The following is a 14,648-nucleotide window of genomic DNA, read 5'->3' on the forward strand; positions in this document are numbered from 1 at the left end:
TGGCGGAAGGCGTCGCCGTCGCGCAGTTGGCGGTGGCGGCAAGGCCCATGTCCACGCTGATGACGTTGCCGTGCGCGTCGTGCTTGAAGCACGTGCGCGTCGTGGTGCTGCCCGTCGGGTGCTCGTCCACGCGCAGCAGTCGGTTGGCGCCGTCGTACTGCATGGCGGTGCAGGCCGCTGACGTCGGCTGACCGTCCGTGCCCACCGCGCACCATGCCGGAGGCGCATTGAAGGGCTTGCCTACCCCCGTGAGGTTGTTGGTCGCGTCGTAGCTGTTCGCGGACGTGAAGCTGCCCGTGCCAGAACCCGTCTTCGTCCAGGTGGGACGGCGGTGGGCATCGGCGGCGTAGGAGAGCAGCTTGCGCGTGTTGCCCGAGGCGTCGAGGTAGCGCTCCTCGTTCACCGTGCCATCCGGCCAGTAGGTGTACGTCACCTTCTCGGACCAGCTGGCGGCGGTCGCGGTGGAGGACTTCGCCTTCCACTGGAGCTTGTCGGTGAGAGTGCCGCCGGTGCAACCGGAGGTGGAACCTTGGCGGTAGCAGGAAACCTCGTAGTTGCCCTCCGGCAGCTGCACATAGGTCTTGTTCCCCGCGGAGTCGTAACCGTAGCTGGTCACCACGTCCGGCTGGCCCGTGACCCGCACGGTCTGCGTCAGCAGTTGGTTGCCCTGGTAGGTGGAGAGGAGGGTGACGCCGTTGGCATCCACCTGCTCGGTGACGTGCCCGCCAGCGTCATAGGCGTTGTAGAGCGTCTCGATGGGCGTGCTGGTGAGGCCGGCCGGGTATTGGGCCACCTTCTGCAACTGGTTGCGGCGGGGCGTCGTCTCCGTGTCCGCCCAGTAGTAGTTGCGCGTCACCGGGAAGGGAGTGCCGGAGGCGCAATCCGTGGCGGCCTCGCTGGAGACGAAGCAGGGGCCATGCACTTCCAGGGTTCGGCCCAGCGCGTCCGCGGTGCTCTCGCCCGTGCGGGTGGTGAAGTAGAAGGTGCCCACCCAGCGCTGCTGGCTGCTCCAGGTGCCCGTGCCCGCGTCGAAGACGCGCGTCCAGCCAGAGCGGAGGGTGGCCGAGAGGCGGCCAGAGGAGTCGTAGCGGTTGAAGGTGCGAGCCTTCTGTCCGGCTGCACCCAGCACGCTGGCCTTCTCCGAGGAGGCCAGCAACTGCTCCCCGTTGGGGCCATAGGTGTAGCTGAAGGTTTCTTCTTCCAGCGCGCCGGTGCCCGTCATGTCCTGGGCGCCGCGCTTGACGCTCGTCTTCTCCAGCAGCGAGGCCGGCATGCCGGTGCCCACCGCCGGGGAGGCGTAGGCGTAGACCTCCCAGAAGTCGCGCTTGTCCTTCTTGGCCTTGAGGAAGCCGGGAGAAGTGCTGGTGGCGCACTCCCACTCGTTGCGCTCGTTGCCGGGGCTGCACGCGCCCGCGACGGTGCAGGAATCCACCGTCCGGTAGAGGCGGGGGCCGGTGGCCTGGCTGGCGTTGGTGAGCGTCTCGAAGGACTGCGTGAGGCCCGCGGAGCCGCTGGTGCCGTCACCGCGGCCGGCGTTGCTGTTGGTGATGTCGCGCTTGCTGGGGGCGACGCCGCAGCAGTTGCTGCCGGGCTGGCAGGTGGTGCTCTGCGAGGTGCCCAGCGCCAGCTGCTCTCCGGCGCCTGTCACAGCCGACACCTTGCCGGTGGACCGCCCCTGCCAGTCCAGCGAGTAGGTGTGCGTCATGACGAGCATGCTGCCAGTGGAGACCTGCAGCGCGCTGTTGGTGAAGGTGTACGTGCGCACGGTGCTGGGGGTGGTGGCGGAGACAATCTGCCCGGTGATTTCGGTGCTGCCCTCCTGCTGGTAGGCGTAGGTGACGGCGGGAGAGGACTCACCCCGGCGCGTGACGCTGCGAAGCACGCAGTGCGTGCCGCCGTAGGGGTAGGGCAGGGGGAGGGAGACGTACTGGAAGTCCATGGCACCGGAGGAGCCGGTGACGGAGGCCAGGTAGGGGACGCCCGCGGTGCTGCCCGTCGCGCCGGCCTGGCACGTCAGGCCCGAGGGGGCTGCATAGGCCAGGGTGGCCAGGGTGACGTCCTTGGGCGAGACGATGCGGCTGAGGAAGTAGCGCGTCTGGCCGCCGACGGACTCCAGGTGCTTGGCCTCGAAGACGAACTTGCGGCCGCCGACTTCCACCAGCGTGAAGCCCGTGGCCGTCTTCTGCAGACGCTCGCGCTTGCTGCTGGAGTTGGTGGAGGCGGTGGCCGTGCAGGGGGTGCCGGTGCAGGGGGTGAAGTGGGACTGCGAGCCATTGCCCCGGACGACCGTCCAGCGGGAGGACGTCAGGTGCACGAAGCTGAAGTACTCGTGCGACCAGTTGAGAGAGGGCTGGCTGGCGAGGCTGCCACCGAAGGGCTTGGTGATGTTGCCGACGACGTTGCCGGTGTAGGACCAGGCGGCGGGGTCGGACGTGTAGAAGCGGCGCAGCGTCAGGGCGCCGGTGGCGCTGCCCAGCTGCACGTCGGTCTCCACGAGGATGCTCTCACCCGTGGCGGCGTTGACGGGGTCTCCCGCCGTCGGCAGGCGCTCGCCTTCGGGGCCGCACCTGCAGAGGCCGTCCTCACAGGGCTGGGGCGGTGCGGCGCAAGCCCAGGTGCTGCGGCAGCAACTGGAGCCGTGATTGGGCTCGGACGGACTGGGGTTGATGGGGTTGCAGAACGGGTCGTCGGAGCAATCCGTGTAGTCATTGCAGCGGATGGAACCGTCACAGGTGCACTGCACCTGCTTGCCATCCTCGCAATGGGTGATGAGGTTGTTGACGCACGAGTCCTGGGCAAGGCCGACGCCGGGCAGACACACCAGGAGCGTGGCCAGCAAGGCCAGAGGCTTGAAGAAAGATGACATGAGTTGAGGAGTCCCTGAGAGAATCCAGGTGGGTGTCAGCGGTTGGTTTCGGGAGCCCGAGGAGCAGCGGCAGCGGCCTTCCATGAGGAAGGCGGCACGCACAGGCGCTCCGGGGTGGTGGGCAGCAGTTGCTGGCAACGCCAGTCGGTGGGGCAGTCCGTGGGCTTCTGGCAGGTGCGGCTGCAGAAATAGCCCGCTTCCGCGCGGGCGGCGCCGCCCGGTGCGGCGTGCAGGCACAGCCCGGAGGTGCAATCCGAGTGCGAGCCCTGGGTGCAATCCTCTCCCAAGGCCATACGCCCCGTCCCACTCCCCTGGGGCCGGTGCTCGGTCAATACCGGGGGCGAAGCCGCCGATGCGCTCTCGCGAGAGGTCCCGCTTTCGCTACACCCTGCCAGCGACAGCAGGGCCAGAATCCCCCAGAAACGACTTCCCCCAACGCACACCTTCATGTCGGACTTCTCCTATTCCCGAAGCCCTAAACCTGATCCCGTCAGACGTTGTCAAGCTGACGTTCTGGAGTGCATGAAAAGTTCCGCGCAGTGCAGGCCGTCTGGGATGACGCCTGAGCCGGAGTCATGACGTCTGAATTGACCCCGGATCCAGCGCATCCGTCGGATCATTTCAGCAGGCTGTCTGCCGTTGACTGAGCCCAAGGCAGCGTCCGTCCGGGTCGAAGCCTTCCTTCCTCAGGCCCTTGCTTTGGTGTGTGCCGCCCCCCGTGGCCGCCGAGCCGCCTCCACCGTGGAGGACAGCGGTGCCGCTGTGCTGGTGGCCCAGGCAGGTGGAACGGAGAAGGATGGGCCTGTGCTCGAGTTCAAGGCCGGGCAGTCCTCGCGGCCTTTCCCGGACGTCTGGGTTCAAGCGTGGGGGAGGCACTCTGGAAAAGCTCGATGATGGCTCACCACGTGCTTACGGCACGAACAGGGCGCCATCCGACAGGGCGACCTCCGAGCCGCCGCCGCCCATTCCTCCCCAGATGAAGAGGGCGTCCCCCGTCCACACGCCTGAGTGCCCCGACCGCGCGGGAGGAGCGCCCTGGGTGCGCAGCGGGGTCCACGTATTCGTGGCGGGGTCGTAGGCCGCGCCGTCCGAGCATGCGCCACCGGAGCCACACTTCGACGAGGCGCCACCCCAGACGATCATCTTCGTCCCGGTCCACACCGCGGAATGGCCGGTGCGCGGGGAGGGCGCGTCCTTGTCGGACAGGGGCGACCAGGTATCGAGCACCGGGTCATATGCGGCGCCCCCTTCGCAGTAGCGCGGCGAGTCCTGCCAATCGCTGCCACAACCCAGCCCGCCCCAGACGATCATCTTCGTCCCAGTCCACACCGCCGTGTGTGCCCAACGGGCCTGGGGGGCGCCCTCGGAAGACAGCGGACGCCAGGAGTCCGTCGCGGGGGAGTACGCCGCGCCATCGCTCAGCGCCACGTCCACGGAGGCGCCACCGCTGCCGCCCCAGACAATCAGCGCCTGCCCCGTCCACACCGCGGAGTGGTAGCGGCGGGCCACGGGAGCACCGGCACCGGACATGGGCGTCCAGGCGCCGGCCTCCACGTCGTACCGGGCCCCATCGCCCAGCACGCGGGCCTGCTGGGGCTCCTCGCCGCCCCACACCAGCATCCACCGCCCCGTCCATGCCGCCGAGTGCCAGCCGCGAGCGGAGGGCGCGCCTTGGGCCGAAAGCGCGCTCCAGGAGTCGGTGGACGGGGAGTAGGCCGCCCCATCGCCGCAAGGCGTCTGGGGCCGCTCACCGCACCCCACGCCGCCCCAGACGACCATCCGCTGGCCGGTCCACACCGCCGTGTGCAGCGTGCGCGCGGCGGGAGCCCCCTGGGACGACAGGGGCGTCCAGGTCCGCGACGCCACGTCGAACCGGGCCCCATCTGCGCAGACCCCGTTGACGGTGCAGCCGCCCAGTCCGCCCCAGAGCAGGACGTCCTGGCCGTCGAACACCGTCGCCACCTGGAGCCCCGCGCCAGGGCCCGCGCCCGTGGGCAAGAGCTCCCAGGTGCCCTGTTCCTCCACCCCGGCCTTCTGCGGACTCGAGCAGCAGACCAGGGTGAGGAGGAACAGGCCTGAACCCAGGCGCATCCGAAACGGCTTCACCGCGTCACGCTTCGAATGCGCCATCGGGGATTCCTCCTGCTACCAGGGACGCGGGCTGCCGCAGGTGTAGCCCGGGCCGTTGATGAAGCGAGACGCGGCGCGGCCGTTGGCATCGGCGGCGGCAGTCTGCCGCACGCTCAGCGGGATCCACCACTGCGACTGGTCCGCCACGTCGCAGAGGAACTCCACCTGCACCTGGTTGGGCGAGTGGAACCGGCTGGCGGTGCCATTGTTCTCCCACATGGCGCCAAAGGCATACGCGCCGATGCCATGGAAGTAGAAGTAGTCGCACCCGTTGATGGTGCAGGCGCCCTGCGGGCCGGGTCGGTGGCCGCCGGTGTTGCCATTGTTGAAGTTGTACTTGTCGAAGTACGCGTGCCAGCCCTCGTGCATGTAGTCACCCGCGCGGGAGCCCGGGTTGGAGTTGCTGACGGTGGGGTTGTAGAGCGGGCAGGCCGTCTCCACGCGGTCCGTGTCCCACGGCCAGAACCGCGGGGTGAACGTCCCGAAGACGTCCGTGCGGTCCGTGATGCTGTGATACAGGCTGTCGTGGAACTTGCTGCTGCGCGCCTCCGCCGTCGCCCGGTAGTCCACGGTGCCGTGGAAGGACTGGGCCCCGTTATCCGCCATGCCGTACGTCAGCAGGTAGGACGCGTTCCAGTGCTTGGGGAACTCCAGGTTGACGTTGCAGGCGTCATTCCAGCCGCGGTTGCTCCAGTCCCCGGAGCGCAGGCCGTAGGCCTGGTACTGCCAGAGGAAGAAGTCCTGCCAGCAGCCGTGGGTGTTCCACAGGGCCCGGTCCGCGTTGCTCGCGGCCGTCTGGGTGCAGACGGCGCCGGCCTCGGTGGCCAGGCCAAAGGCCAGGACGGACGACATCAGGGCAATGCCTTGCTTGAGATTCATGGGCGTTCTCGCTCCTCAGGTCGTGAGGGAAGGTCAGAACTTCGGAGGGGTCACGTCGAAGGTGTTGGGCTTCTCCTCGGGCGGGCGCGGATCCTTCGGCTCGGGGTTCGGCGCCTGCACTTCGGGGTGGGCCTTCAGGTAGGCGGTCAGCTTGCGGTTGAACGCCTCCGCGCCTTCACCGCTGACGCGCCGGACGCGGTCCAGGAACAGGCGCTCCTCCTTGCGGACGAACGGCTCCAGCTCCTTGCGAGCCTCCAGCGTGTCCCCGCGGTTCCACAGGAAGGCGCTGATGGCCTCCGCACGGACGATGACGGAGGGGTGGTTGCCGGCCTGGTACGCCACCTCGCGGTCGAACTCCGGGTCACGCAGGTACGCGACGCCCGCGATGGCCTTGGCCTGCAGGCGCGCCTGCTGGGCCTCTTCCTGGAGCTCGCCTTCGATGACGGTGCCCTTGGTGGGCAGGGGCTTGCGGACGAACTCCACGAGGAACTTCGTGCCGTCGTAGGTCCGCATCTCGCCGAGCAGGCCCAGGCCGACGAGCGCGCGGCTGGTGTCACCGGACTCCTGGGCCGCGAGGATCTCCTCGGTGAAGGCCTTGATGAGGTCCGGGCTCTTCGCGGCGGAGGCGAGCGCGCGGCGCGCGTCGTTCTGCTCCTCCACGATGGACTCACCAGCCCAGGTGATGAAGGCATTGACGCTCTTGCGAGCATCCGCCGCATCCAGCTTCGGAGGCGCGTGCAGGACCCGGCCCTCGATGACGCGGCTGGGAGGAATGTCCGACGGCTTTTCCGAAGTGGGCTTGTCCTGAGCGATCGCCACGGAGCCGGACAACAGCCCCAGGGTCACGACAATGGTGCCCGTGCGCGAGAAGACTCGCCATTTGTTGCGCTGCATGGTCCTGCCTCCATTCACAGAAGTGAAGGAAGTGCCCACCAAAGGGCTCCCCCTGCCACGACGCGCCGTTACCGCCGCGACCCGTGGATGGAGTGACTCATTTCAACAGTCGTACCAACGTGGCTCCCCAGAGGGAGGCGAGGGGCTGGCTCATCCCAGATGTTGCTTCCAGAGCGACAGGCGGTGTTGTTCACGTTGCCCGGCAAGCACTGCTTCTACTCTTCGGGGAACACCGGTTCGGGCGAAGGCAGTTGCGAAGGGTCACCCGGAAAGAGGGCCTCGATGAAGTTGTAGTAGCCCTTGCCATCGGAGGTGACGTCCTGGCCACGATCATGGCGGGTCTGGATCCAGTTGTAGATCTCATCGAATCGGAGGCCTGACAGGTCCGCGTGCAGGTATTCGTCCTCGCCAGATGAAACAGGCGTGGCCCAGGACTGGGGCCAGGGAATGGGATCCGCCATGGGTCCTCGAACGGGTGCGAAGATGACTCGAGTACGCTCTGGTTCGTAGGGGACCGCGTTCGCGGATTGGAACTCCACCACTTGATCGTAGACCGCGAGGAAGGCGGGCGGGGTCCTCGTCCTGTCTATCGCTGCCAACTTGGGTTCGATGACGCCGGACACCTCCACCTGTCTCAGGGTCCCCTGTTCATCGCGCCACTGGATGGTCTCATCCGGAACACAAGCTCCACTGGCAACAAAGTAGGAAGGTTTCAAGGAACCGAGCGCCTTCAGGCGATGCTTGAGGTCGTCTCGCTGCGCCTGCGTCAGGCGAGCGCGATAAAACCTGGGAGGTTTCTCCATGCCCATCCGTTGTTTGTAGATGACATCGCCCGATGGATAGATGGCGACGTTCGGAGACTGGTCAAACAAGAAGACGCTCGAAGTCCAATAGACGAGGAGCGGTACCTCCTGTCTGTCAACAGGGGATGACATTGCGCCAGGCCCGGTGGAGGCACATCCGGCGCCTATCAGCGCGACGCAAAGAAGGGACACAGTCGTTCTTGTCAGCAATATGTGCCTTGGGCCAGAGGAAGGGCACGCCTATTGTAACCCGGACGCGCTTGGGCGTCGGGACCGGTGCCTTTCGTCCCTGGCACAGGGGCTTTAACGTAGGGCGGATGCGTTGTGGCACTCACGACTGGTCCATCTCCGGCCCCTTCCTGAACATCCAGCACAAGGTCGGCCCCATTGACGGCTGGCTGGCGCGTGGTGCGGCGCTGGTCGTGGTGGCCTTCCCGGCCATTGCCTACGCGACGGGCTTCTTCGGTGATGTGCGCATCTGGCTCCTGATGATGGCCATGGGGGCCGTGTCCCTCCACCATCTGACGTCCCGGTGGAAGGTGGTCTTGGATCAGGAGGCCCGGACCGTGTGGCGCCGCACCGGTGTCCGGGAAGCCCTGGGGGCGAAGCCGCAGCCTCTGGAGTTGTTCACGTCGGTGGCCCTCTACATGCGCGACAATGGGTCCACGGAGGGGCTCTTCATCGCGAAGGTCTATGTCGTGTCGCTGATGGGACCTTCCGGCGCGCTCGTCCTGTCCCACAGCGACGACCGGGACGAGGCGCTGAGCCTTGCCCAGGCCGTCGCCCGGTTCCTAGGGATGGGTCTGAGCGTGGAGGGTGGGCAGAGCCGTTCCGTGACCGCACGCCTGGAGGATGCGCCGCTCACGGAGGATCGTCTCCCGGACCTGCCGTATGGCAGTGGCATCCAGTTCAAGCAGGACGCGCGGGGGCTGACGCTGGAGCTGCCAGCCTGCGGATGGCGGCCTGAATACGCGGCGCAGGCGGCCTTCGCCGTCGTCATTGCGGTGGGCGCACCGCTCATCCTGTTGAAGCAGTGGCGACAGATGTTCGGAATGCAGTCCGCTGCGTCGCAGGTGCCCATTATCGCGAGCACGCTCTTCGTTGTCTGTGGCGCCGTCTTCTGGTGGTGGGTCGCGAGGGAAGCCACCAGCCGCTGGTCCATCAGCGCCTCCTCGCGGGGCATCGAGCTGACGCGCTACGGCCCCTGGCGGGGCCGGAAGGTCATGAGACTGCCGGCCTCGCGCATCCAGGACATCGACGTGCGCGACGCAAGGACAAAAGTCTCCCGGGGCCGGGGCATCGTCATCGAGCACGACCATGGCAGCGAGCTGCTCGGCCTGGACCTGTCGCAGGAGGAACTCGAATGGGCGGGGGCCGTGCTGCGCCGCGCCCTGGCGACCCGGGCGAGTCCCGCCTCTTCACCCAAAGCCGTGACAGCTTCGAGATCCTGCCCACTGCGCACTGGAGGGCATCGCCAGGAAGGGGGAGACAGTCGAGAGTGACCGACTGCCTCGCCTTCCGTCCAATCAACCAGGCTCGGTGTCAGTCGAGATTGTCACGGGCGTGGGGCGGCTGACTCTCGCGTGGCCGTGCCAGCAACTTTGATGGCGAGGCTGCCGTGAAACTGCCCGTCTGGCGCGTATACGATTTCGTAACGGAGACAGTTGGGCCCTCCCACCTTCGCAAGCGATACTGGGAAGGTCATGTGGCCCGCGTAGATGTCACCCATCCTGAGTCGCAGGACGTCCTGTCGATCATCTGGGTTTGCAGCGTAGTCAACATGAGCCAATGCAATGTCGTCGTGCGTGTCGCAGGTCCACGCTCTGTCAAGGATGAGTGTTTTCCATCCTAGGATGTTCGGGACGTCTACATCCTCCATTGCATACAACTCGATTCGTCCCTCCAGAACGGAACCATCGTATTTGACGTCCCTGAAGCTCAAATCGATCAGCGCAGTGTCGGCTGGGCCAAGTCCGTACTTATTGAGTTCGAGAAGCGACGAGTGAGAGCAGCCGCCGAGTAGCGCTAAAATGGGAAAAATAGTTTTCTTCATGCTGGCCTAATTCCTCGCGAATCCAGGATATCGACGTGCGCGACGCGCGGACGAAGGTGTCACGGGGCCGGGGCATCGTCATCGAGCACGACAAGGGCAGCGAACTGCTGGGAATGGACCTGTCGCAGGAAGAGCTCGAATGGGCGGAGAAGGTGCTGCGCCGCGCCCTGGCCACCCGTCCTCAGCAGGCACGAAGCAAAGTCGCCAGAGCCCTCCACCGTTCGGTCACGGCGACGTGGGCTGGGAAGGAGGCTCCCGCTTCGCCATGCCTTTGACCTTCGTTGTGTGATGGCCACGAAACTGGCCGTCCGGGGCATAAAGAACTTCAAAGCGGATGCAGTCGGGGGCCTGTGGGGAGACATAGAATTTCATGTGTCGGCCGTAGAAGTCCCCTTTCCTGAGTCTCAGGACTGCCTGCCAGGTGTCGGGACTCGCGGCGTAATCCACCTCCGACAAATCGACATCGTCAAAAGTGTCGCAAGTCCAGGCCCTGTCGAGGATGAGTGTTCTCCAGTTTAAGATGTTTGGAATCTCTATGTCATCCAGGGCGTGGAGCTCAATCTGACCATCCAGGGTGGTGCCATCGTATTTGACCTCCTTGAACATCAGTTCAATGAAGTCAGCATCGGAGGGGCCGAGGCCATGTTCGTTGAGTCTGAGCCCAGACTTGTGTGCGCATCCAGTGAGGACAAGAATTAGGGGGATGATGAATTTCATGTTGGCTGGTTTAGGGGTTTCTGGTCCATTGTGCCCCGGGGCGAGCATCGAGGCTGGCACATGCGATCCTTGTTGGGATGGGGGCCTTTTTACCCGGGCCTCCTGAGCCAGGAGGAGGATTCGGATGACGGGCCTCCGCCCGCCCACCTGGAGCTGCATTCCGCGACGCGCTCACCTGATACGGCCCTGTCACGATCCGCCGTCAGGAGCGGTGACTGGGAAGGGGCAGGTGCATTCAACCGTGGTTCCGCAGACCGTCCGCTTTTCGCCGCACTTCCACTTCTTCTCTCCATAGCCCTCGACACCATGGATGCCATCGGGCGTCCCATCAATGCGTGTGCGAGCCTCAATGCCAGTCGTCACCACGCATTCCGCTCCACCTTCCTTGACGGACCAGAAGCAGTTGCCGCCGGGGATTTCACGTGGAGGGTCTGAGTCCTCCTCAAGCGTCTCTTGGGACAAGGAGGCGATCCAGCCGATGAAAAATCCCAAGAGAATGCGCTTCATCCGCGAACCTCCGGGTCATTGCGCTTGAAGAGGCGAAGACGAAGAGGCGTCCTCGCGGTCTCTTTCGACAAGCCCTGATTCAGAAAGTTCCGGGAGTGGTGCGCCCCTCCCCGCAGGGCCACCGTGCGTCCACTGTCCGCAGGCTCAAGGCCGCCCGGGTTGAAGCCCGCTTCCCCCTGCGCTACACCGCTCCGCAGTCGCTAGGGGTGCCTCCGGAAGGGGGCTGAGACGGACGCGTGGCCGCGTTCGATCCCTTTGAACCTGAACCGGTTAGTACCGGCGGAGGGAAGCGGTGTGGGTGCTCCTGGCCCGTCCCGTCTCCCGTCCGTTCTCACGAGGAGCCGTCCGATGAGTGGAGCGTCCAAGAGCCTGAAGGTCGATGGGAAGGTGCTGGAGGGGATCAGCCGCGGCCCGCTTCCCGCCTCGCGCAAGGTCTACGCGCCCGGGTCCCTGCACCCCGACCTCCGCGTCCCCCTGCGCGAAATCGCCCAGACGCCCACGCGTCACCACGGCCACGCCGGCCCGGAAACCGCCAATCCTCCCGTCTACGTCTACGACTCCAGCGGCCCCTACACCGACACCGCCGCCGACATCGACCTGCGCCGGGGCCTGCCCGCCGTCCGTGAGAACTGGATCCGCGCCCGCAACGACACCGACGAGCTGTCCGGCATCACCTCCGAGTACGGCCGCGCCCGCGAAGCCGACCCGCGCCTCAATGGCCTGCGCTTCAGCCACATCCGCAAGCCCCGCGTGGCGAAGGCCGGCGCCAACGTCAGCCAGATGCACTACGCCCGCAAGGGCATCATCACGCCGGAGATGGAATACGTCGCCGTGCGCGAGAACCAGAAGCTCGACGCTTCACTCGCCGCCCAGCACCCCGGCCACTCCTGGGGCGCCTCCATTCCGCGTGTGATTACCCCGGAGTTCGTGCGCGACGAGATCGCCCGCGGCCGCGCCATCATCCCGGCCAACATCAACCACCCGGAGGTGGAGCCGATGATCATCGGCCGCAACTTCCTGGTGAAGATCAACGCCAACATCGGCAACTCCGCCGTCACGTCCTCCATCGAGGAGGAAGTGGAGAAGATGGTCTGGTCCATCCGCTGGGGCGCGGACACCGTCATGGACCTGTCCACCGGCCGCAACATCCACGAGACGCGCGAGTGGATCCTCCGCAACGCGCCCGTGCCCATCGGCACCGTGCCCATCTACCAGGCGCTGGAGAAGGTGGGCGGCAAGGCGGAGGAGCTCACCTGGGCCATCTTCCGCGACACCCTCATCGAACAGGCCGAGCAGGGCGTGGACTACTTCACCATCCACGCCGGCGTGCGCCTCCAGTACGTCCCACTCACCGCGAAGCGCCTCACCGGCATCGTCAGCCGCGGCGGCTCCATCCTCGCCAAGTGGTGCCTCGCCCACCACCAGGAGAACTTCCTCTACACGCACTTCGAGGAGATCTGCGAAATCATGAAGGCGTATGACGTCAGCTTCAGCCTGGGTGACGGTCTGCGCCCCGGCTCCATCGCCGACGCCAACGACGCCGCGCAGTTCGGCGAGCTGGAGACGCTGGGCGAGCTGACCAAGGTGGCCTGGAAGCACGACGTGCAGGTGATGATCGAAGGCCCTGGCCACGTCCCCATGCACCTCATCCAGGAGAACATGACGAAGCAGCTCGCCGTGTGCCACGAGGCGCCGTTCTACACGCTGGGGCCCCTCACCACGGACATCGCGCCGGGCTACGACCACTTCACCAGCGGCATTGGCGCAGCGATGATCGGCTGGTTCGGCACGGCGATGCTCTGCTACGTGACGCCCAAGGAACACCTGGGCCTGCCCGACCGCGACGACGTGAAGGAAGGCGTCATCACGTACAAGATCGCCGCCCACGCCGCGGACCTCGCCAAGGGCCACCCGGGCGCGCAGGCCCGCGACAACGCCCTGTCCAAGGCGCGCTTCGAGTTCCGCTGGGAGGATCAGTTCAACCTATCCCTGGATCCCGAGCGCGCCCGCGCGTTCCATGACGAGACGCTCCCCGCGGAGGGCGCCAAGGTCGCGCACTTCTGCTCCATGTGCGGGCCGCACTTCTGCTCCATGAAGATCACCCAGGACGTGCGCGACTACGCGGACAAGGTCGGCGTCAACGAGACCCAGGCGCTGGAGCAGGGGATGAAGGACAAGAGCGAGGAATTCAAGAAGGCCGGCCACGAGCTGTACCGCTGAGAGCCGGCCGGCGGACGGGGGCCCCCTGGGGCGGCCCCTGTCCACTGGATGACAGGCACCGACACGGCATGCCATGTTGCGCCCATCCGGGCGCACCCGTCGCGCCCCCCAGACTTACCGGAAGGGCTCTCATGGACATGGACCCCCAGCAGCGTGAGGATCAGCAGTTCGGCTCGTTCATCACCGGCTCGCCCACGGCGACCCAGGATGAGAAGACGATGGGGATGTTGTCCCATCTGGGCGCCATCGCCGGCCTGGTGGTGGGCGCGGGCTTCCTGGGCTGGGCGGTGCCCCTGTTCCTGATGCTGACCAAGGGCAAGGAGTCGTCCTTCGTCCGCGGCAACGCGGTGGAGTCGCTCAACTTCCAGATCACCACGCTCATCGCGATGTTCGTCTCCGGCATCCTGATGTGCGTGGGCGTGGGCTTCATCCTGGTGCCCGTCGTCGCGCTGGCGTCGCTGGTGTTCAGCGTCATCGGCGGCATCAAGGCGAACGAGGGCCAGCTGTACCGCTACCCCGTGAACCTGCGGCTGGTGAAGTAGCCGTCAGCCGCCAATGCCCATCATGGGCAGGAGCGTGGCGCCGTTTCCGGCCTCCGTGAAGCGGTGCCCCTCCGGCTTCTCCCCCAGCGCGCGGCGCACGGCCACGGCCAGCTCCTCGTCCGTCGCGCCGCCCCGGATGAGCTGATGCAGCGGCGCCTGCGCCCGGCCGCCCAGGCAGCTGCGCAGGTCGCCGTTGGACGCCACCCGCACCCGGTTGCAGCCGCCGCAGAAGTTCTGCGTCAGCGGGGAGATGAACCCCACGCGCCCACCCTCCGTGCGCCAGTAGCGCGCCGGGCCGGACGTGGGGGACGCGGCGTTCTCCTGCGGCTCCTCGGTGAGGACGCGGCCCGCGGCCGTCAGGCGCTCCAGCAGCTCCGCCGTGGGCACCGGCGTGCCCTGGCCAAAGGGCATCAACTCGATGAAGCGCGGGGTGATGCCGCGCGCGTGCGCGTAGGACACCAGCTCCGGCACCTCCGCGTCGTTGACGCCGCGCATGACCACGACGTTGAGCTTCAGCGACTGGAAGCCCGTGCCCGCCGCCGCGTCGATGCCGCGCAGCACCGCCGCGAAGTCGCCCTGCTTGGAGATGCGCCGGAACACGTCCGCGGACAGCGTGTCCAGGCTCAGGTTGAGCTGGGTGACGCCCGCGTCGCGCAGCGGCACGGCCAGGGACTCCAGGCGGCTGGCGTTGGTGGTGATGGCCAGGTGCTCCACGCCGGCCACCGCGGCGATGCCCCGGGCAATTTCCAGGATGTCCGGCCGGGCAAGCGGCTCGCCGCCCGTCAGGCGCACGCGGCGGATGCCCATGCGCGCGAAGACGGAGACGATGCGCTCGAATTCGCCCGCGTTCAGCAGGTCCTTCTTCCCGCCCCACGACGCGGGCGAGCAGTAGGTGCAGCGGAAGTTGCAGCGGTCCGTGATGCTCAGCCGCAAGTAGGTCATGCGCCGCCCCTGCGCGTCACAGAGCGGCGGGGCGAGCGGATTCGGAGCGGGCAGGGGGGCGGTCATCACGGGGCCTTCCGCCTTCATGGATAGCA

The 14,648-nt window shown here is 66.7% G+C and carries 13 protein-coding genes and 1 riboswitch; of the genes, 3 read left to right on the plus strand and 10 right to left on the minus strand.

Annotated elements, in window-relative coordinates:
• The 6 genes from AABA78_RS14290 to AABA78_RS14315 all read right to left on the minus strand — a co-directional run.
• Positions 1-2,866: RHS repeat domain-containing protein (locus AABA78_RS14290; protein WP_338263606.1), on the minus strand; the 2,866-nt coding region annotated here is incomplete at its 3' end.
• A gap of 35 nt (positions 2,867-2,901) precedes the next feature.
• Positions 2,902-3,159, minus strand: coding sequence for a hypothetical protein (locus AABA78_RS14295; RefSeq protein WP_338263607.1), 258 nt, complete (start codon positions 3,157-3,159; stop codon positions 2,902-2,904).
• A 616-nt stretch (positions 3,160-3,775) separates the two neighbouring features.
• A complete protein-coding gene (locus tag AABA78_RS14300; RefSeq protein WP_338263608.1) occupies positions 3,776-4,996 on the minus strand; it encodes a Kelch repeat-containing protein in 1,221 nt (406 codons plus the stop codon).
• A 15-nt stretch (positions 4,997-5,011) separates the two neighbouring features.
• Positions 5,012-5,875, minus strand: a complete 864-nt coding sequence (locus tag AABA78_RS14305) for a hypothetical protein (protein WP_171412394.1) — start codon at positions 5,873-5,875, stop codon at positions 5,012-5,014.
• A gap of 33 nt (positions 5,876-5,908) precedes the next feature.
• Positions 5,909-6,769 (minus strand): hypothetical protein, encoded by an 861-nt coding sequence (locus AABA78_RS14310; protein WP_338263610.1) that lies wholly within the window; start codon positions 6,767-6,769, stop codon positions 5,909-5,911.
• A gap of 215 nt (positions 6,770-6,984) precedes the next feature.
• Positions 6,985-7,641, minus strand: coding sequence for a hypothetical protein (locus AABA78_RS14315; RefSeq protein ID WP_338263611.1), 657 nt, complete (start codon positions 7,639-7,641; stop codon positions 6,985-6,987).
• Between the two features lie 248 nt (positions 7,642-7,889).
• Here AABA78_RS14315 and AABA78_RS14320 point away from each other — a divergent pair, with 248 nt between their 5' ends.
• Positions 7,890-9,074, plus strand: a complete 1,185-nt coding sequence (locus AABA78_RS14320) for a hypothetical protein (protein WP_338263612.1) — start codon at positions 7,890-7,892, stop codon at positions 9,072-9,074.
• Between the two features lie 53 nt (positions 9,075-9,127).
• Here AABA78_RS14320 and AABA78_RS14325 read toward each other — a convergent pair whose 3' ends face one another.
• The 3 genes from AABA78_RS14325 to AABA78_RS14335 all read right to left on the minus strand — a co-directional run bounded on the left by AABA78_RS14325 (position 9,128) and on the right by AABA78_RS14335 (position 10,849).
• Positions 9,128-9,625, minus strand: a complete 498-nt coding sequence (locus tag AABA78_RS14325) for a hypothetical protein (RefSeq protein WP_338263613.1) — start codon at positions 9,623-9,625, stop codon at positions 9,128-9,130.
• A gap of 225 nt (positions 9,626-9,850) precedes the next feature.
• On the minus strand, positions 9,851-10,342 hold the full coding sequence (locus AABA78_RS14330) for a hypothetical protein (protein ID WP_338263616.1): 492 nt from the start codon (positions 10,340-10,342) through the stop codon (positions 9,851-9,853).
• 189 nt (positions 10,343-10,531) lie between these two features.
• Positions 10,532-10,849: a hypothetical protein gene (locus AABA78_RS14335; RefSeq protein WP_338263618.1), complete on the minus strand. Its 318-nt coding sequence runs from the start codon at positions 10,847-10,849 to the stop codon at positions 10,532-10,534.
• A gap of 192 nt (positions 10,850-11,041) precedes the next feature.
• A riboswitch (TPP riboswitch) is annotated at positions 11,042-11,154 on the plus strand.
• Positions 11,155-11,197: 43 nt separating this feature from the next.
• On the opposite strand from AABA78_RS14335, the gene thiC reads away from it, so the two are divergent.
• Together thiC and AABA78_RS14345 are read left to right on the plus strand one after the other, a co-directional pair.
• Entirely contained in the window at positions 11,198-13,069 is a 1,872-nt protein-coding gene (thiC, locus tag AABA78_RS14340; protein ID WP_338263620.1) for a phosphomethylpyrimidine synthase ThiC, read from the plus strand.
• A 131-nt stretch (positions 13,070-13,200) separates the two neighbouring features.
• A complete protein-coding gene (locus AABA78_RS14345; RefSeq protein WP_171412400.1) occupies positions 13,201-13,611 on the plus strand; it encodes a DUF4870 domain-containing protein in 411 nt (136 codons plus the stop codon).
• Between the two features lie 3 nt (positions 13,612-13,614).
• Here AABA78_RS14345 and moaA read toward each other — a convergent pair whose 3' ends face one another.
• Positions 13,615-14,619, minus strand: a complete 1,005-nt coding sequence (gene moaA, locus AABA78_RS14350) for a GTP 3',8-cyclase MoaA (protein WP_338264289.1) — start codon at positions 14,617-14,619, stop codon at positions 13,615-13,617.
• Positions 14,620-14,648 lie beyond the last annotated feature (29 nt).

It is taken from the genome of Corallococcus caeni, assembly GCF_036245865.1.
In the GTDB taxonomy this organism is placed as follows: domain Bacteria; phylum Myxococcota; class Myxococcia; order Myxococcales; family Myxococcaceae; genus Corallococcus; species Corallococcus caeni.